The sequence below is a fragment of the Kitasatospora sp. NPDC048407 genome, from assembly GCF_043200475.1.
Taxonomy (GTDB): Bacteria; Actinomycetota; Actinomycetes; order Streptomycetales; family Streptomycetaceae; genus Kitasatospora.
The window spans coordinates 476,720-490,975 of sequence record NZ_JBICXW010000002.1 but is presented as its reverse complement, the minus strand read 5'-3'; the positions used below and the strand labels follow the sequence as shown (position 1 = coordinate 490,975).

Genomic DNA, 14,256 nt, shown 5'->3' with positions numbered 1-14,256 from the left:
TGGTGCTGGTGCTACGGGAGCGCGAAGCGCCACATGTCGCGCGGTTCGCCGCCGACCTCCTGGTGCGCGGGCACCAGCGTCTCGCGCCGGTAGCCGGCCCGTTCGGCGGTGCGCAGCGAGCCGGTGTTCCACGGCTCCACGTACAACTCGACGCGCGGGACGGCGAGTTCGCCGAACGCCCAGTCCGTGACGGCTTTCAGCCCGACGAGCGCGACGCCCCGGCCCCGGCCGCTCCCCGGCACCCAGTAGCCGGCGGTGGCACTGCCGCGCAGCGGCAGTTCGCCGACCCACAGGCCGACGTTCCCGACGGCCCGCCCGTCGGGGTCCTCGATGACGAACGGGTAGCCGGTGCCGATCTCGGTACGCCGCCACTGCCGTTGCACGAACGCGTCGGCCTCCGCGTCGGAGTAGGGCGCGGGCACGGTGGTGATCAGCGGAATGTACGGGTCGGTGGCGGCCTCGCGCAGCAACGCCCGGTCCGTCAACTCCCAACGCCGCAGTCGGAATCCGTTCTCCGCCGCGATCTCCGGCATCACTCTGGGCAGGTCCACTCGCCCATCCTCGCCCAACCGCCCCACCGGCGGCCAATCACCTCGGCTTTCCCGCCGGGCCCGCCCCGTCCCCCGTCCCCCGTAACGGTGATGACGGAAAGCCGCCAGCCTCCACCCGGGGGCCCTGCTGAACTGGCCGGACATCGAACGATCCGGTACAGGACGGAATTCATGGCCACCTCCGCTGCTTCACGCCTCCGCACGGCCAACCGGCTGGCCCGATCTCCCGTGGTCGGGTGGCTGTCCGTGGTGGCGGTCATGTTGGGGATCTTTTCGATCGTCACGACCGAGATCCTGCCGATCGGCCTGCTCACCTCGATCGGGTCCGACTTCGCGGTCTCGGACGGGGTGGCGGGGCTGATGATGACCATGCCCGGCCTGCTCGCCGCGGTCTCGGCGCCGCTGGTCACCGCAGCCACCGCCCGCATCGACCGCCGGGCGATGCTGGGGGCGTTCATGCTCCTGCTGGCCCTGGCGAACGGACTGGCGGTTGTCGCGCCCAGCTTCGAACTGGTGGTGGTCTCACGGGTCTTGGTGGGCGTCACCATCGGCGGCTTCTGGTCGATCGCGGCCGGGGTCGCCGATCGGCTGGTGCCTGCGGACCGCGTCGGCCGCGCCGTCTCGGTGATCTTCTCGGCCGTCCCGCTGGGGTCCGTCCTCGGGGTGCCGGTCGGCACGTTCATCGGCGACGTGGCGGGCTGGCGTGCGGCGTTCGCCGTCATGGGCGCGCTGTCGGCCGGCGTGTTCGTCCTGCTGCTGGTGGTCGTGCCGCCCCTGCCGCCGGCCGGGGCCACCCGGCTACGGGTGCTGGGCGGCCTGTTCCGCAGCGTGAACGTCCGCTTCGCGCTGCTGCTGACCATGCTCATCGTGCTGGCCCACTTCGGGGCGTACACCTATGTGACGCCGTTCCTCGAACAGGTCACGCATGCGGGGCCGGCACTGATCACCGTCTTCCTGCTGGTCTACGGAGCCGCGGGCATCCTCGGCAACTTCCTCGGCGGCGCCCTGGTCGCCCGGCGCCCCCGCACCGGTTTCGGCGCGGCGGCGGCCCTGCTCGCCGGGGCCACTCTGCTGCTGCCGGTGCTGGGCGGCTCGAAGGCCGGCGCGGTGAGCCTGTTGTTCGTGTGGGGTGTCGCCTACGGGGCGGTGCCCGTGTCCTCGCAGACCTGGTTCGCCAAGGCGGCCCCGAACGTACCCGAGGCGGCGTCGGTGCTCTTCACCGCCTCGTTCCAGGCCACCATCTCGCTCGGCGCACTGGCCGGCGGCAGCATCGTGGACCGCACCTCCCCGTCCACGGTCATGACCCTCGCCGGCATCACGTCCGGCCTCGTGGTCCTGACCGTACTGACCCACTTCACCCGCGGCCTCACCTGGCCGAACGGCAGCACCGGCAACTGACGCCTGCGACCGTCGTGTGTCTAGCGGTACCAGTCTCCGCTCTCGCGCAGAGCCCGCTCGAGGTACTGCCGCAGGCTTGCTGTCGCCATGTACCGGCTGTCCGTCTCGTGGTCCCAGACGAAGACCTCGTCCCGCTCGGGCGTGCGGATGAAGGCGAACTGGTCGGAGGCGTTGTCCCCGAAGAACATCAGCGGCTCGAAGGGCATGTAGAGGCCGGCGAAGCCCGGGGTTTCGCGGAATTCGGCATTGCCTTTCGCGATTTGTTCGGCGCTCCAGATCGTGTCGAGACCGTTGCGGGACACTCCGTTGCACTCTCGCAGCAAAGTCGCGAGATCCTCCGGCAGGTGCTGGCCCAGGACCTGCTCGACCGCAATCAGGGAGGCCTCATCGGCCGGCGCACCGAGCTCGGCGTTCGGTGCCATCTCAAGAATCAGTTCGCGCCACATGAGGTGAGTCTTTCAAACGCCGACCGAGCGCTTCGGGCGGGCCGGGCAGAGCAGGCAACTCCCGGGGTGCCGCGCCAGCGGGCGGAGCAACAACGGTGCTGACAGCGGACTTGCGCGGGAGCTGTCAGGTTCTCGGCTGACGGTTCGTCAATCGGGCGTAGGCTCCGAGTCAATCCATCACGAACGACACCTTTGGGGGTACCGCCATGACCGATTCGCCGCTCCTGGACGTACTGGCCCGCTACCAGCGGGCGATGCTCCGGCTGGATGCCGATGCGTTGGCGGAGCTGTATGCGCCGGACGGGGTGCACGAGTTCCCGTTCCGGTTCCCGGGCTTTCCGGCGCGGCTCGAGGGGCGGGAGGAGATCCGGGCGGGGTACAAGGCGGCGTGGTCGGGGACTCCGGCGCGGCCGACGGGGATCGAGGAGACGGGCGTGCATCTGTCGACCGATCCGGAGGTGCTGGTGGCCGAGCAGACGGTGCGGGGTGAAATCGCGGGTGGGCGCGGCGAGTTCGCCATCCCGGGGCTGCTGGTGCTGCGGGTCCGCGACGGGCTGATCGTTCACGCCCGCGACTACATGGACGGCCTCGCCGTCACCGGCGGGCTGCGCGAGCAGTAGGAATCGGGCCGGCGTCAGCCCCGTACGGCCTCGCCCGCGCGGACGGCGCGGAGAGCCCGTTCGACCGTCTCCTGCTGTTCGCCGGCCGGGGCCACGTAGCCGATGGCGCCGCGCGCGGCGTCGGTGCCGAGTGCGCGGGTGATGACCCAGGTGGCGAGGTACTGGGATGCCAGGCAGCCGCCCGCGGTGGCGATGTTGCCCTCGGCGTGGAACGGCGCGTCCAGGACGGTCACGCCGCGCGCTTCGACGAAGGGCCGGGTGGTGACGTCCGTGCAGGCGGGCATGTCGTTCAGCAGTCCGAGCCGGGCGAGCACCAGCGCGCCGGAGCACTGTGCGCCGATCAACTGCCGGGCGGGGTCGAGCGGGAGCCGCGAGATCAGCCGGTCGTCGGCGACCACGTCGCGCGTTTTCACGCCGCTGCCGATCAGGACGACGTCGGCTTCGGTGACGAATTCCATCGGGCGCTGTCCGGTCACCTCCACGCCGTTCATGGAGGTGACCTGCGGCGTCGGGGTGGTGATGAAGGCCTCCAGGCCGTCCTTGCGGCAGCGGTTGATGATGGCGGAGGCAACGAAGCTGTCGAGTTCGTTGAATCCGTCGAAGGTGACCACGGCTACCTGCATCACAACTCCTTCAAAGGCACGGTGCCCCAAGTCTCCCCCGACGCATCGTCCCGTCAAGTGACGCGAACGAGCTGTCAGTCGTGACCGAGCCGTTCCAGGACGGCCATGGCCGCGATCACCGTCTGCCGTTCCGCTTCGGTGCACTTGGTCTGGAGTTCGGCGGCGAGCCATTCGCTGCGGGCCCGTCGGCCGTCCTCGGCGCGGCGGCGGCCCTCGGGGGTGAGCACGATGAGCATCCGGCGGCCGTCGTCGGGGTCGCGGCGGCGTTCCACCAGGCCCTGGGCGGTGAGGGCGGCGATGGTGGTGGCCATCGACTGGTGGCGCATGCCCTCGGCGACGGCCAGGTCGCTGGTGGTCAGGCCCTGGCCGTCGTCGTCGAGCAGCCGTCCCATGGCGGAGGCCTGGGTGAGCGTCAGGTCGCCCGTTCCGGCGGCGGCCCGGATGCGCCGGCGCAGGCGGCCGATCACCGACCGCACCTGCTGCGAGGCCTGCACGGCGGACGGTGCGGCCTCCGGGTCTTCACTCACCTCCGGGTCTTCACTCATGGGGGTCACCCTAGGTTCCCGGCGGCCGGATGTAGCGGCGAACTGTATATTCGGGCCGCTCAAAAGCTCCGGGACCGACGGCTCACCTCGGTGCCCGGAAGCCGCCGATCTCCCGTTCCAGCAGTTCGGCCAGCCGCAGCGGGGTGCGGTCCTCGAACATCGGTCCGATGATCTGCACGCCGACCGGCAGGCCCTCGGGTGACGGTCCCGTCGGGACGGCGGTGGCGGGCAGGCCGGGCATGGTGGCCACGCCGGCCCAGACGAGCTGGTCGAAGTACGGGTACTCGGCGCCGTCGATGTCGAGCCGGCGCTGGAGCGGGTCGGGGTTGTGGTCGTGCGGGAACGCGGGCGTGGGCGTGATCGGGCACACCACGGTGTCGTACTCGGCGAAGAGCTGCCGCCAGCCGTGGCGGTGGAGCTCGCGGCGGAAGTTCACTCCCATCCAGTCGCTGTGGCTGAGCACCATGCCGCGCAGCCCCGCCGCGTCGAGGCTCTGGTCGTCCGCCGCCAGCCCGGCGGCGCGGGCCTGGATGTGCTCACGCGCTTCGACGGGGAAGCGTGCGATGGTGCCTGCGAACAGGAGCTGCCGGTAGATCCGGGCGGCTTCGGCGAGGTCGGGCAGCAGCGGACTGTGCCGGTCGACGCGGGCGCCGCCTGCGACGAGCGCGTCTGCCACCCGGTTCAGGCCCGCCCGCACGGCGGAGCCGGTCGGAATGTACGGGTGCTCCTCGACGACCAGGACCCGGAAGTCGCCGATCCGGTCGTGGCGCGCGGGCGGCAGCGCCAACTGGTAGGCCACACCGTGCGTCAGCGGGTCCGGCCCGGCCATGACGTCGAGCAGCAGCGTGAGGTCACGGGCGGTTCGCGCCATCGGGCCGACGACGGCGAGGTCGTGCTCGGACGGCAGGGCCGGCCCGGGCGGCGGAACCATGCCGCGGCTCGGCAGAAGCCCGAGTGTCGGTTTGTGCGCGTAGACACCGCAGAAATGCGCGGGGGTGCGCAACGAGCCACCGAGGTCGGAGCCGATGGACAGCGCGCCGAAGCCGGACGCCAGGGCTGCCGCCGATCCGCCGGAGGATCCGCCCGAAGTACGGCCGTGGTTCCAGGGGTTGTTGGTGGTGCCGTAGATCTCGTTGAAGCTCTGGATGTCCTGCAGCCCGGGGGGCACGTTGGTCTTGCCGAGCACCACCGCGCCCGCGGCCTTGAGCCGCGACACCTGGAGGGCGTCCTCGGCCGGCACGAAGTCCCGGTGCGGCGGCAGGCCCCAGGTGGTGGGCAGCCCGGCGATGTCGTAGCACTCCTTGACCGTCACCGGGATGCCGAGCAGCGGCCGGTCCTCGCCGCGGGCGCGTGCCTGGTCGGCGTCGCGCGCGGCGGCCCGGGCGCGGTCGAAGTCCGGCACGCAGATCGCGTTGATCGTCTTGTCGTCCCGCTCGATGCGGGCGATCGCCTCGTCGGTCAGCTCCACCGAGGTCACCTCACCGGCGCGCAGGGCAGCGGCGATTTCTTCGGCCGACTTGAAGTTCCAGTCCATGAATCGGACCGTACGCGCCCCCGGGACCGGGCACGAAATTGAATTTCGCACAACGGTCCGCTGTCCGAATACCCGTCAATTCACTTCGACCAGCGGCAAATCGGCCCGACCCGTCAAGCCAGTACCAGCCCGTAGTCCGCCAGCCAGCCGCGCAGCTGGGCCCGTTCGGCGCGGGCCAGCGAGCCGCCGGTGAAGCGCGGGTCGTCGGTGACTTCCGCAAGACAGTTCGCCGGGGGCACGAACGTTTCTGCGTCCTCGGTGGTCTCGAACTCGGCCTCCGCCAGCACCAGTCCGAGCAGCCGGCCGTCGAAGACGTCGATGCCCAGCGGCGGGACGCTCAGCCGGGTCTTGGTCAACTCCCGGCCGGGCAGGCTGTCCAGCAGCACGGAGTACTCCTCCCCCGACAGGTACAGGTTGGTGATCAGGCCCTGCACCGGGCCGGTCGTACCCGGCGGCGCCGGGATCTTCTGGGTGAGCTTGTGCGCGCACTCTCCGGTGTCGATCCGCTCGACGTGACGCAGCCGCAGACGGGTGCCGTCCACGTACCGGTCGGTGATCAGCCGGGCGCAGGTGACCGCGCCCGGCGCCGGGACCCGGGCGAGCAGGAAGCGCCGCTCCCGCTCCACCCGCGCGTACTTGCTCCCGGCCACGGCCTGCACCGGGCCGTGCCCCGAAACCGCCGCTCCCGAAACCGTCGCCTCCGAAACCGCCGCCTCCGAAACCGCCGTTCCCGAAACCGCCTCCGAAACCGCCGTTCCCGAAACCGCCTCCGAAACTGAAGCCTCCGGAACTGACCCCTCCGAGCCCGTCTTCACCGGGTCCGTCCCTGTCCCCGCCGCGGGCGAATCGCCGCAGCGCCGCCCCTCCGCGTCCTGCGCCCCCATGCCGTGTCTCCCCGTTGCACGTTGTACCGCCGCGCCCGCACCGCCCATGGCGGCCCGCCGCGCGACCTCCCCGTTCGGGCCGCCCGTCCCCTCGGGGGCGGCCGTGCCCAGCGTAATGCGCGAACCGGACCGGGGCGCGCGGATGTCCGTCATCTCCGCCGCTCCGGCTACTGGTTGAGGGACGGGAAAAGGTCCAGGAACGGTTGCGTGGTGACCGACATGCCGCGCCCGAACGGGTCGTCGAAGTCCCAGATCAGGAACAGCAGGAAGCCGATCAGCGCGCTGAACGTGCCGGCCAGCACCAACTCCCGCCCGGAGCGCCGGATCTGGAGCGCGAACAGCATGCCGACGGTGACCAGGGCGCCGACGATCAGGCCGAACCAGACCACGCCGGGCATGGTCGGACCGGTGTTGCCACCACGGGAGTTGCGGGTCTCGTCGGCGATGGCGATCTTGTCCATCATCGCCTGGTACGCCTGCGCCTCGATGTCGTTCTGCGGGGCCCGGGAGGCCACGTCGGTGCGCAGCTTGGCGAGCAACTCGGTTCCCTCCGGGGAGAGTTCCCCGTCGGTGCGCATGTGGTGCCACTCGGTGTTCACCACGAACGACACGTAGGCGTCGACGTCCTTGACGACCGTCGCCCGGTAGTCGGCGGGGAACACCTCGGCCCGGGCGCTGACTTCGTGCAGCGACTGTGCCTCGCGCTGCACGTCGTCCTGCGCGGACGACCGGGTCTCCCAGACGCCGGCGATCGCCAGGCCCAGCACGATGGCGTACACGACGCCGATCATCATGGTGATGTACTCGATGACGTCGGGCGTCTCCGAGGTGTCGGCGTGCAGGTCGGTCTTGCGGTGCCTCACCAGCATGACCGCGACGACGACCAGGCAGGCCCCGGCCATCGCGATGGCGAGCGCCACCCATTCGGACATGACAGGTCCTCTCCTGTTGCTTGGGTCAACGTCAACAACTCGGCTGAAATGAAAGGAACTTGACGGCTCGTCAGGAACGGCCTCGGGCCCGGGACTTCCCGCTCGGGCGCAGCGCCGCCGCGGCGAGGACGGCGGGGATGGTGACCACCAGCATGCGGGTGGTGGTGGGGGCGCCGTGGCGCTTGGGCGGTTCGGCGTGCACCACCGGCGGCGGCAGATGGACGGACGACGTCGGCGCGGGGGCAGGGGCGGGCGTCGCCGGTTCGGGGGTGGGCGGCGCGGGCGCGATCGGCGCGGCACTGCGGGTGGGCGCGGGCCGCGGCGGCGCGGGCTTCGGCGGTGTCGGCACCGGCGTCGGCGTTGGCTTCGGCGTTGGCTTCGGCGACGGGCTTGGTTCGACTGTCGGGCTGGGCTTGGGAGTTGGCGTCGGCGTGGGCGTCGGCCGCGGGTGGCAGTGGTGCCCGTGCCCGTCCCCGTCGCCGTCCTGATCGTCTCCCCCGCCGTGGCCGTGCCCGCCACCGCCCCCGTGGCCCCCGTGGCCCCCGTGGCCCCCCTGGCCCCCCTGCAATCCGGCCGTCGGGAGCTGGACGTCGGCCCCGCCCTCGGCATCCACCTCGACGTGCGCCCCTGCGGCGTCGACGGAGGTGTGCACGTGGACGCAGATCTCCAGCCACCGCCCCTCGCCCCCGTCCCCCCGTTCGCTCACCGTCGTGGCGGCCTGCGTACCGGCCTGCGTACCGGCCTGCGTGCCGGCCTGGGTGGCGCCGGTGAGCACCGCGCACACCACGACGACCCCGGCGAGCGCCCCGGCCGTCCGGACTCCCGCCGCCCGGGCCGCCCGGCGTCTGGTCCGGGTGGGTAAGGTCTCCGCCGCGTTCCCGCCGCTCGCGGGCGGCCGGTCGTTCCGCTGCCTGGGCGTGTGCATGGGCGTGGTCCAACCTTCCTGTGGCTGTGGACGGGTGGCTGCGGACGGGTGGCTGTGGACCGTCGAACTGGCCCCGGCCGGGGCCGGAGCGCAGTCGAGGGTGCACCGGAGGACCGGTGCCGTTCCGCGCAGAAACGGAACAGCGTGATCAATCCGACGCACCCTCAACTGGGCGGACCGCCGCTTGGTTACGGCCTCCGACGGTTCACCCTTGGTCTTCCTCGTGACAGCTCTCGGCCTTGCCTCAGCGGACGGCGATCTCCACGTTCTCGAGCACGCCGAGCGCGTCGGGCACCAGGATGGCCGCGGAGTAGTACGCGGTGACCAGGTAGTTGATGACAGCCTTCTCGTCGATGCCCATGAAGCGGACCGACAGGCTGGGCTGGAACTCGTCGGGGATGCCGGTCTGGTGCAGGCCGATGACGCCCTGGTTGTCCTCGCCGGTGCGCAGCACCAGGATGGAGCTGGTGTTCTCCGGGGTGATCGGGATCTTGTTGCAGGGCAGGATCGGGACGCCGCGCCAGGCCGGCACCTTGTGGCCCTGCATGTCGACCGTGTCGGGGTACAGGCCGCGCGAGTTGAACTCGCGGCCGAGCGCGGCGATGGTCTTGGGATGGGCCAGGAAGAACTCGGAGTCGCGGCGGCGGCTGAGCAGTTCGTCCAGGTCGTCGGGGGTGGCGGGGCCGGAGTGGGTCTGGATGCGCTGGTCGAAGGCGCAGTTGGAGAGCAGACCGAACTCGCGGTTGTTGATCAGCTCGTGCTCCTGGCGCTCGCGGAGCGCCTCGACGGTGAGCTTGAGCTGCTGCTCGATCTGGTTCATCGGCTGGTTGTAGAGGTCCGCGACGCGGGAGTGGACCCGGAGCACGGTCTGCGCGATGGACAGCTCGTACTCGCGCGGCTTGAGCTCGTAGTCCACGAACGCGGTGGGCAGCAGGTGCTCGCCCTCGTGGCCTGCGGACATCGCGATCTCGGCCTCGCCGAGCTCGTTCTGCCGCTGCAGCGGGAGGCTGGCGAAGTCCCGGATGTGGGCCTGCAGGCTCTCGGACTGCGCGAGCACCGACTCGAAGTCGGACCGGGTGAGGGTGAGCAGGGTGCCGGAGGTCTTGGCGGTGGCGGTGTAGTCCCAGCTGGCGTCGGCGTCCAGCAGGGCGTTCTCGCCGAACCGGTCGCCGTCGCCGAGGACGCCGATGACCGCGTCGTCGCCGTACTTGCCGGTGGAGATCTGGTTGATCTTGCCGTGCGCGATCAGGTGGATCTTGTCGGACGGGGTGCCGCGCTCGGCGAGGGTCTCCCCGGCCCGGAAGTCGCGCTGCACGCAGCGGTCGGCGATCGCGGACAGCACGTCGTCGTCCTCGAAGCCGCGCAGCAGGGCGAGTTCACCGAGCTCCCGGGGGATGACCCGGACATCGCCGCCAGTCTGGATGAACTCGATCCGGCCGTCGCCGACCGTGTAGGTCAGACGGCGGTTGACCCGGTAGGTACCGCCGGAGGTCTGCACCCAGGGCAGCATCCGCAGCAGCCAGCGGGAGGTGATCTCCTGCATCTGCGGTGCGGACTTGGTGGTGGTCGCCAGGTTGCGTGCGGCGGCGGTGGTGAGGCTGGTCTGCTGGCGCTGCGCCTGCTGAGTCTCCGGGCTGCTGTCCACGGACATCGGGCCGGGCTCTCCTTCGTCTCGCCACGTGAGCTGACGCTACGTCAGATCCGTGGGTGTGTTGGGGTCTTGGCAAGGTAACGAGGGGATGGCTGAGGGTGTCGGAGGGCCTTCGGGTCACCGGGCCGCCCACTGCCTCCCGAACAGTAGATCTTTGCCACTCCCAGCACTGCCCCCGAGGCCGATGGTGCACCCGATCAGGTGAATCTTGCCCCCGCGAGGATTGGGACTGCCTCCGTCCGGTTTGCCATTCGGGGGACGCGCGGCAACTCAGGTTGACCGCGAACCACCCGCCCCGGAGGCCACAGCGCCGCCCGGCGCTCCGTCAGCGGGTCTCCGGCTGCACCCGAACCAGGACCTCACCGGCGTCGGTGCGGAAGTAGAGCACCGACCGCCCGGCACGCCGGCGCTGCACCGGCCCGGCGTCAAACAGCACCTTCAGGCGCCGGCCCACCGACCCCAGGCCCTGCCCGGTCAGAGCGACCAGCTGGGTGGTGGTCTTCGGGGCGCCGAGCAGCACCAGGACGTCCGCCCGGGCCGGACCGAGCAGCCGGCCCAGCGCCTCGCGGCCCCTGCGGACGGTCTTCCTGGCGCTCTGGGTACCAAACGGGCTGGGTCGTCGGCTGCGAGTCCCGCTACGCCCCCTACGCGCCGAAGGAGGCCGGCCTGCTGTTCGCGGTCGGCATGCCGGCCGGGGACATCGCCGTCGGCCGCTTCGTCTCCCGGCAGTGGCAGGACCGGCTCGGCGTCCCGCTGTGCCTGCTGCTCGCCGCGCCGTTCCTGCTGCTCGCCCTGCACCCGCCGCTGCCCGTACTGCTCGCCGCCGTCACAGTCGCCGCGCTCGGCTACGCGACCGGCCTGATCTTCCAGGACCGCCTGATGCAGCTGACCCCGGACGAACTCGGCGGCCACGCCTTCGGGTTGCGCGGCTCGGGCCTGCTCGCCACGCGCAGCGTCGGCGCCGCCCTGGCCGGCACGGTGGCCGAACGCACCTCGCCCGCGACGGCGATCGCCATGCTGGCGGCATCCTCCCGGACCGTCACCCTGCTGCTGGCGCCCGGGCTCCGCTCCGGAACGGCAGCTGCGGCCTGACGCCCTTCAGCGGGCGGCCGGCCGGTCCGTAAACACCGCGCTTTCCCCCGTTTTCCGTCACGCCCCCCGCTTTCCTCCCGGCCCGGAATTCCACCGCCCACGATCGACCTCGAACGACTTCGCATCTGACACTCCGTCAACTCATGGCCCGCAGAACCGGAAAAGGCCATCCTCGGGTGCCAGGAATTGGCTTCCCCCTCCAGCGGAGCTGTCAACCCGGTGAGCGTTTCCGCCCGTCGGGCCTCCCGGGCGGGGCCCGCATGCCTGCGCCGAACCTATTGACCCCCGGGTTGCGCCGCCGCATACTCCCCCTGTCCCCGACCACCGTCGGATTCGCGGGGACTCCGGTGGAACGGATTATCGCTACCTGGAGGATCGGAATTGGCTGGGCCGTGGGAGGGGCTTCCGCGCGATTTGTCGGCCGAACTCAGGGCGGAGCAGCAATCCTTGGCGTCCGAGATCATCCGGGAGATCAGGTCCGCCGTCCCGGAATTCGCCCGCCCGCTCTCCGGCCAATTCGGCGCCGGAATCCAGCAGGGCGTGGAGACGGCGCTCGCCGAGTTCGTCGACCGGGTCGCCGGGCTGCCCGCCCCCGGCCTGCGGCAGGTGCGGGTGTACCGCTCGCTCGGCCGGGGCGAACTCGCCGAGGGCCGCAGCCTGGACGCCCTGCAGGCGGCGTTCCGGCTCGGCGCCCGGATCGCCTGGCGCCGGTACGCCCGGGTGGCCCGCCGCCGCGGTCTCGGCCCGGAGCAGCTGGTCACGCTGGCCGAGGCGGTGTTCGCGCACATCGACGAGGTCGCGGCGGCCAGCGTCCAGGGCTACATGGACGCCCGCACCGACCGCGCCGGCGCACTCGGCCGGGCCCGGCACCGACTGCTCGACCTCCTGCTGTCGGGCGCCGAGCCCGCCGAACTCGCCGCCGCCGCGCAGTCCGCGGACTGGCCGCTGCCCGCGCTGCTCGCCGGGGTGTCGCTCGACCCGCGCTCCCCCGCTCCGCTCCCCACCGCCCGTCAACCCCTCGCCCGCGTCGCCGCGTTCGGCGCCCGGCCCGCCGGCGGCGGACGGCTGCCCGAGCACGTCCTGGTCAACCTGGACGGCCCGCAGCCGCACCTGCTGCTGCCCGACCCGGCAACGACCCTCGCCGACCCGCGAGTTGCCGCGGCGCTGCACGGACGCGGAGCGGTGATCGGCCCGCCGGTGCCGCCCGCCCTGGCGGCGCAGTCGCTGCGCTGGGCCCGGCTGGTCCGCGCCTCCCTCCCGCAGGCCCCGGATCAGCCGGTGGACTGCCGCGAGCGCTTCTCCGACCTGCTGCTGCTCACCGACCCGGCCCTGGTCCGCCTGATCGCCGAACGCCGCCTGGCCCCGCTCGCGCCCCTCACCCCCAAGCAACGCGAACGCCTCGCCGCCACCCTCCTGGCCTGGCTCCAGACCGGCCGCGGCACCGCCCCCCAGGTCGCCGCCCGCCTCGGCATCCACCCCCAGACCGCCCGCCAGCGCCTCCACCGCGTCCACCGTCTCTTCGGCCCGTCCCTCGCCTCCCCCGACGCCCGCTTCGAACTCGAGGTCGCCCTCCGCGCCACGCCCATCCGATAGGCCCGGCGGCCCCTGTGGCGGAGCCCGTCCGGTGCCGAACGGGCGGGCCGGTCAAGGCCGTTCGAAGTCGGACGGCTACGATCCGAACAGGAGCGATCAAGGGGAGGCATGAACGTGCTGGACAAGCTTGGCGTGCTGGACGGACTGGACGGGTTCTGCGAGAAGACGCTTGCGGCGCACGGCTGCCCGTCGGCGAGCGTGGCTGTGGCGCAGGGCGACGAGATCGTGTTCGCGCGGGCCTACGGGCTGGCGGACGTCGCGGCGGACGTCGCCGCCGCCCCGGAGACCGTCTACGGGCTGGCGTCGATCACCAAGTCGTTCACGGCCATCGCCGTGTGCCTGGCGGCCGATCGCGGGCTGATCGACCTCGACGCACCGCTGCCCGGCGAGTACCCGTGGGCGACGGTGCCGACGCCGCGTCAGCTGTTGCAGCACCGGGGCGGGTTCCCGGCGTACTACGACTTCTACTACGGCGAGGAGCCGTCACCGATCGACCCCGCCTTCTACCGGCGCCAAGTCCGCGAGCCGGGCAGCGACTTCGAGTACTCCAACCACGGCTACCAGGCACTCGGCCGCCTCCTGGAGCAGGCCACCGGCCAGCCCCTGCGCACCTACCTGCGCGAGCAGATCGCCGAACCGCTCGGCCTGTCCTCCTTCGAGCTGGCCGACCTCCCGCCCGCCGCCGCGCCCGTCGCGCAGCGCTACACCCCCGACGGCCGCAGCTACCCCGGCTGCCACACCAGCGTCCCGGCCGCCGGGGCGGGTTGGGCCACGGCCGGTGACATCGCGCTGTTCGCCCGCCGCTCCGCGCGGCTGCTCCGGCCGGCCACCGCGGCCGCCGTGCTCGACGCGCTGCCCATCACCGACCGTCTCGGTTACGGTCTCGGCCGGATCGTCCAGCGCGAGAACGGCTCGCTGATCAGCAGCCACGGCGGCGGCATGGGCGGCGTCGCCGCCATGATGATCGACCTGCCCGACCGCGAACTCTCGCTCGCCGTCCTGACCAACAGCACGAACAAGGCCGCCCGCGACGCCGTGGTCCGCCACCTGATGGACGCCCTGGCCCCCGAGTTCGACCCGGCCCACCTGGCCCCCGTCACCGAACAGGACACCGAGCTGACCCTGCCCCCGGGCAGCTGGACCGGCCACATCGACACCCCCGACGGCGAAGTCCCGCTGCACCTGGACGCCCTGGCCGACCGCCAGATCCGCGTCCGCCTCGCCGACCTCCCCCCGGCTACCGTCCCGGCGATCGCCTCCAACCTGTGGGACGTGCGCCTCATCGCCGACCTTCAACTCCCCACCACGGACGCCCGGGTGAACAGCCCGTCGTTCGGACTGGAACTCCGCACGGACGCCGCCGAACTGACCGGCCGCGCCATCGCCCTCAAGAACGGCGACCGCGAAGGCCTGCTCGGCCCCTACCTGATCCACTCCTGCCGACTGCGCCCCGCCGGCTGAA

The 14,256-nt window shown here is 71.9% G+C and carries 15 protein-coding genes and 1 pseudogene; 6 read left to right on the top strand and 10 right to left on the bottom strand.

The genetic code is table 11. The features are described from left to right. Positions 1-11: 11 nt before the first annotated feature. Positions 12-551 carry a GNAT family N-acetyltransferase gene (locus ACGFWJ_RS07625; RefSeq protein ID WP_387647745.1) on the bottom strand — a complete coding sequence of 180 codons (540 nt, stop codon included), beginning with the start codon at positions 549-551 and terminating at the stop codon, positions 12-14. A 171-nt stretch (positions 552-722) separates the two neighbouring features. On the opposite strand from ACGFWJ_RS07625, the gene ACGFWJ_RS07620 reads away from it, so the two are divergent. Continuing rightward, the gene (locus ACGFWJ_RS07620; protein WP_392946271.1) at positions 723-1,949 is read left to right on the top strand and encodes an MFS transporter; all 1,227 of its coding nucleotides are present in this window, start codon (positions 723-725) and stop codon (positions 1,947-1,949) included. Positions 1,950-1,969: 20 nt separating this feature from the next. Here the strand turns inward: ACGFWJ_RS07620 and ACGFWJ_RS07615 are convergent, their stop codons facing one another. Beyond that, a complete protein-coding gene (locus tag ACGFWJ_RS07615; protein ID WP_392946268.1) occupies positions 1,970-2,395 on the bottom strand; it encodes an SMI1/KNR4 family protein in 426 nt (141 codons plus the stop codon). A gap of 206 nt (positions 2,396-2,601) precedes the next feature. Between ACGFWJ_RS07615 and ACGFWJ_RS07610 the strand changes: the two genes are divergently transcribed. Further along, positions 2,602-3,015 carry a nuclear transport factor 2 family protein gene (locus ACGFWJ_RS07610; protein WP_392946265.1) on the top strand — a complete coding sequence of 138 codons (414 nt, stop codon included), beginning with the start codon at positions 2,602-2,604 and terminating at the stop codon, positions 3,013-3,015. Positions 3,016-3,029: 14 nt separating this feature from the next. Here the strand turns inward: ACGFWJ_RS07610 and ACGFWJ_RS07605 are convergent, their stop codons facing one another. From ACGFWJ_RS07605 to ACGFWJ_RS07580, 6 genes are all read right to left on the bottom strand, one after another. Continuing rightward, the gene (locus ACGFWJ_RS07605; RefSeq protein ID WP_392946262.1) at positions 3,030-3,638 is read right to left on the bottom strand and encodes a DJ-1/PfpI family protein; all 609 of its coding nucleotides are present in this window, start codon (positions 3,636-3,638) and stop codon (positions 3,030-3,032) included. Positions 3,639-3,712: 74 nt separating this feature from the next. Continuing rightward, positions 3,713-4,183, bottom strand: a complete 471-nt coding sequence (locus tag ACGFWJ_RS07600) for a MarR family transcriptional regulator (protein WP_392946259.1) — start codon at positions 4,181-4,183, stop codon at positions 3,713-3,715. An 82-nt stretch (positions 4,184-4,265) separates the two neighbouring features. Next, positions 4,266-5,717, bottom strand: coding sequence for an amidase (locus ACGFWJ_RS07595; RefSeq protein ID WP_392946256.1), 1,452 nt, complete (start codon positions 5,715-5,717; stop codon positions 4,266-4,268). Between the two features lie 113 nt (positions 5,718-5,830). Next, positions 5,831-6,367, bottom strand: coding sequence for a hypothetical protein (locus ACGFWJ_RS07590; RefSeq protein WP_392946254.1), 537 nt, complete (start codon positions 6,365-6,367; stop codon positions 5,831-5,833). Positions 6,368-6,768: 401 nt separating this feature from the next. Beyond that, positions 6,769-7,533: a hypothetical protein gene (locus ACGFWJ_RS07585; protein WP_392946251.1), complete on the bottom strand. Its 765-nt coding sequence runs from the start codon at positions 7,531-7,533 to the stop codon at positions 6,769-6,771. A gap of 70 nt (positions 7,534-7,603) precedes the next feature. Next, positions 7,604-7,882: a hypothetical protein gene (locus tag ACGFWJ_RS07580; protein WP_392946248.1), complete on the bottom strand. Its 279-nt coding sequence runs from the start codon at positions 7,880-7,882 to the stop codon at positions 7,604-7,606. 108 nt (positions 7,883-7,990) lie between these two features. On the opposite strand from ACGFWJ_RS07580, the gene ACGFWJ_RS07575 reads away from it, so the two are divergent. Beyond that, positions 7,991-8,395 carry a hypothetical protein gene (locus ACGFWJ_RS07575; protein WP_392946245.1) on the top strand — a complete coding sequence of 135 codons (405 nt, stop codon included), beginning with the start codon at positions 7,991-7,993 and terminating at the stop codon, positions 8,393-8,395. Between the two features lie 307 nt (positions 8,396-8,702). On the opposite strand, the gene ACGFWJ_RS07570 is transcribed toward ACGFWJ_RS07575, so the two are convergent. Together ACGFWJ_RS07570 and ACGFWJ_RS07565 are read right to left on the bottom strand one after the other, a co-directional pair. Then, positions 8,703-10,109 (bottom strand): family 2B encapsulin nanocompartment shell protein, encoded by a 1,407-nt coding sequence (locus ACGFWJ_RS07570; protein WP_392946242.1) that lies wholly within the window; start codon positions 10,107-10,109, stop codon positions 8,703-8,705. 325 nt (positions 10,110-10,434) lie between these two features. Next, positions 10,435-10,674, bottom strand: a pseudogene (locus tag ACGFWJ_RS07565) (winged helix-turn-helix domain-containing protein); the annotation flags it as partial. 119 nt (positions 10,675-10,793) lie between these two features. On the opposite strand from ACGFWJ_RS07565, the gene ACGFWJ_RS07560 reads away from it, so the two are divergent. From ACGFWJ_RS07560 to ACGFWJ_RS07550, 3 genes are all read left to right on the top strand, one after another. Then, positions 10,794-11,201, top strand: coding sequence for a hypothetical protein (locus tag ACGFWJ_RS07560; RefSeq protein WP_392946239.1), 408 nt, complete (start codon positions 10,794-10,796; stop codon positions 11,199-11,201). A 447-nt stretch (positions 11,202-11,648) separates the two neighbouring features. Continuing rightward, complete coding sequence (locus ACGFWJ_RS07555) at positions 11,649-12,794, top strand: helix-turn-helix domain-containing protein (RefSeq protein WP_392946237.1); 1,146 nt, start codon at positions 11,649-11,651, stop codon at positions 12,792-12,794. 114 nt (positions 12,795-12,908) lie between these two features. Next, positions 12,909-14,255 (top strand): serine hydrolase domain-containing protein, encoded by a 1,347-nt coding sequence (locus tag ACGFWJ_RS07550; RefSeq protein ID WP_392946235.1) that lies wholly within the window; start codon positions 12,909-12,911, stop codon positions 14,253-14,255. Position 14,256: the final 1 nt, after the last annotated feature.